The sequence below is a fragment of the Pseudonocardia pini genome, assembly GCF_013870575.1.
Taxonomy (GTDB): Bacteria; Actinomycetota; Actinomycetes; order Mycobacteriales; family Pseudonocardiaceae; genus Pseudonocardia; species Pseudonocardia pini.
Map to the genome: position 1 here is coordinate 1 of NZ_JACBXB010000647.1, position 3276 is coordinate 3276.

3 protein-coding genes and 1 pseudogene are annotated in these 3276 nt (G+C 74.2%); all 4 read right to left on the reverse strand.

Annotated elements, in window-relative coordinates:
* A pseudogene (locus tag H5J29_RS26450) lies at positions 1–383 on the reverse strand (hypothetical protein); the annotation flags it as partial.
* Between the two features lie 19 nt (positions 384–402).
* Positions 403–813, reverse strand: coding sequence for a PPOX class F420-dependent oxidoreductase (locus H5J29_RS26455; protein WP_181783723.1), 411 nt, complete (start codon positions 811–813; stop codon positions 403–405).
* A 33-nt stretch (positions 814–846) separates the two neighbouring features.
* Positions 847–1893 (reverse strand): hemolysin family protein, encoded by a 1047-nt coding sequence (locus H5J29_RS26460; protein WP_181783724.1) that lies wholly within the window; start codon positions 1891–1893, stop codon positions 847–849.
* A complete protein-coding gene (locus H5J29_RS26465; RefSeq protein ID WP_181783725.1) occupies positions 1886–3217 on the reverse strand; it encodes a hemolysin family protein in 1332 nt (443 codons plus the stop codon). Before H5J29_RS26465 ends, H5J29_RS26460 begins: the two co-directional genes overlap by 8 nt.
* Between the last annotated feature and the right edge of the window lie 59 nt (positions 3218–3276).

Here is a 3276-nt window from a genome sequence, read left to right on the forward strand (position 1 = left end):
ACGCGATCGGGCAGCAGCGCCGGATCGAGGACGACGCCCTCGCCGTCCGCCCGGTAGCCCGGCCTCCCCGCGAACCGCCGCGTGTCGCCGAGCAGGCGCACACCCGGGCCGGGCTGCCACTGCTCCAGCTGGGCGGGGCGCAGCGAGTAGTAGGTGAAGAGGAAGTCCTCGACGGGATGGGCCTCGCCCCGACGGCGCCGCTCGCGATGGGGGAGCGTCCAACGCTCCATCCGGGCCCGGTGCTCCGCGGCGCGGGCGCGCCAGACGACCTCGGGCAGCACCCGCACGTCCGCGACCGTCGACCCGCCCTGCACGGCGACGACGGTACGCGAGGACCAGCCCGGGTCCTTCGCGAGACGGCCGGTGCGGGACGGCGGCTCCACGATCGGCGCTCGCCGGCCGTCAGGCTGCGGGGACGTCCCGGCTGCCCGGGCCGTCCTGCTCCACGCCGAAGACGACGATCCGCTCGGGATGGATCCGGATCACCCCCGGGGCCACGCCGGGGAACGCCGCGGCCGGGAGGAGGTCCGGCAGCAGCTCCGCCCGGCCGCGCACCTCGAGGACCCGGGGGCTCCACACCGCACCTGCCCCGGAGTCGTCCACCACGAGGGCCACGCGCCCGTCCCTCCCGACGTTCCGCCACTTCTGCGTGCTCGGGTTGTCCACGCCCGGGACGTCGATCGCGCCGGTCGCGGGATCGACCACGAACCCGACCGGCTTCACCTGCGGCGAGCCCGACGGCGACAGGGTGGCCAGCCGGGCGATGCGCGCGGTCCGGAGGAACTCCAGCTCGGCGGACGTGAAGACGCTCATCACGCCATGCTGCGACCTGAACCCGGCTCGAGGTCAAGCCCCGCCGGTGTGCGTGGCGTCCCGGACGGTTCCGACGTAGGCCTCGATGAGGTCCTCCATCGCGACCATGCCGACCGTGGCCCCGACGCGGTCGACGGCTCGGGCCAGGTGCGCGCGGGTGGCGCGCAACGCGGCCACCGCCTCGTCCAGCCGGGCGTCCGCCGGGATCTCCGGCAGGCCGCGGATCCGGCTGCCGGGGATGACGGCCTCGGGATCGTCGATCACGTCGAGCACGTCCTTGACGTGGAGGTACCCGGTGAAGCGACCGTCGGCGGACCGCAGCGGGAAGCGGGAGAACCCGGTGCGGGCGACGGCCTGCTGGACGTCCCCGACGGTGGGCCGCACCGGCAGCGACACGACGTCCGCGGGCTGCACCAGCATGTCCCCCACGGTGGCCTCGGCGGACCGCAGGGTCCGCGAGATGCGGGTGGACTCCTCGTCGTCGAGCAGGCCCTCGCGCTGGGAGTCCGCGATCATCTCCGACAGCTCGCCGGAGGTGAACGCGGCCTCCAGCTCGTCCTTCGGCTCGATCCGCAGCAGCCGCAGCGTGCCGTTCGCCATCAGGTTGAACAGCTCGATGAACGGCCGCATCACGGTCGTGAACAGCAGGAACGGTGGCACGAGCAGGATCGCCGCCCGCTCCGGCCCGGCGATCGAGATGTTCTTCGGCACCATCTCGCCGAGCAGGATGTGCGCCACCGAGACCAGCGCCAGGGACACCGCGAACGCGACGGGGTGCAGCACGGCCTCGGGTGCCCCGAGCGCCTCGAGCGGCCGCTCGATGAGGTGCGCGACGGCGGGCTCGCCGAGCCGACCGAGCAGCAGCGAGCAGATCGTGATCCCGAGCTGCGACGCCGCCAGCATCCGGGACAGGTCCCCGGCCGCGCGCAGCACCGTCGCGGCGCCGGCGACCCCGCTGTCCGCCATCGCCTCCAGGCGGTCCTTCCGCGCGCTGATCAGCGCGAACTCGGCGGAGACGAAGAACGCGTTCGCCGCGAGCAGGGCGACCGCCGCGAGCAGGGCCAGGAGATCGCTACCCACGAGCACTCACCGCCTCTCCGGCCGGCCGCGCGAGCCGCAGCTCGGCGACCCGGTTGCGGTCGCGGCGCATGACCGTGATCCGCCATCCCTCGACCGTCGCGTCGTCTCCCACGTCCGGGATCCGGCCGAGGCGCTCCAGTACCAGGCCCGCGAGGGTCTCGTACTCGCCCTCGGGCATCCGGAACCCGGTCACCTCGGCGACCTCGTCCGCCCGCATCAGCCCGGAGACCAGCCAGGAGTCCCGCCCGAGCGGGCGCACGTTGGCCTGCTCGGCCCGGTCGTGCTCGTCCCGGACGTCCCCGACGATCTCCTCGATCAGGTCCTCCAGGGTGACCAGCCCGGCGGTCCCGCCGTACTCGTCCACGACCACCGCCGTCTGCAGGCCGGACTCGCGCAGGCGGGAGAGCAGCTCGTCCCCGTCGAGCGACACGGGGACGGTCTCGGCGTGCTGGGCGAGGCTCCGCACCGGCGTGGACGCCCGCTCCTCGGGGACCACCCCGAACGCCTGCTTGACGTGCACCAGCCCGAGCACCGTGTCCGGGTCCCCGTCGTGCACCGGGAAGCGGGAGTGGCCGCTGCGCCGGGCGAGCGTGACCAGGTCAGCGACCGAGGCCTCGGCGTCGAGGGTGTCCACCCGCACCCGCGGGGTCATCAGGTCCTCCGCCACGCGGTCGGTGAACCGCAGCGAGCGGTCCAGCAGCGCGGCGGTGCCCTCGTCGAGGGTGCCGTGCTGCGCGCTGGAGCGGACCAGCGAGCTCAGCTCGTGCGGGGAGCGGGCGGAGCGCAGCTCCTCCGCGGGCTCGACGCCCAGCCGCCGCACGATGGCGTTCGCCGAGCGGTTGAGCAGGTCGATCAGCCAGCGGAAGGCGTGCGCGAAGCCGCTCTGCAGCCACACCACCGCCCGGGCGGTGGCCAACGGCCGGGCGATCGCGATGTTCTTGGGCACCAGCTCGCCGAACACCATCGACAACGTCGTGGCGATCACGAGGGAGACGATCGTGGCGATGCCGCCGGAGAGCCCCTCGCCCACGCCCAGGCCCTCCAGCGCGGGCCGGATGAGCTCCGCGATCGCGGGCTCGGCGATGTACCCCGTGGCGAGCGTGGTGACGGTGATGCCCAGCTGGCTGCCGGAGAGCTGGAAGGACAGGGCGCGGTGCGCCTTCTGCACCGCCCGGGCCCGCCGGTCGCCCACCTGGCCGACGTGCGCGTCCACCTGGCTGCGCTCCAGCGCCGTCAACGAGAACTCCGACGCGACCGAGACGGCGGTGCCGAGGGTGAGCGCGACGACCGCGAGCAGCCCGAGCAGCGGGAACAGGACCGTCATCGCCGTACACCGCGGGAGCGGGGCGACGGTCCGGACGACGCGGACGACAACGGGACTCC

Excerpts from the sequence above, each read along its gene's own strand:
- H5J29_RS26455 (WP_181783723.1), bottom strand. The coding sequence starts at position 813 with ATGAGCGTCTTCACGTCCGCCGAGCTGGAGTTCCTCCGGACCGCGCGC.
- H5J29_RS26465 (WP_181783725.1), bottom strand. The coding sequence starts at position 3,217 with ATGACGGTCCTGTTCCCGCTGCTCGGGCTGCTCGCGGTCGTCGCGCTC.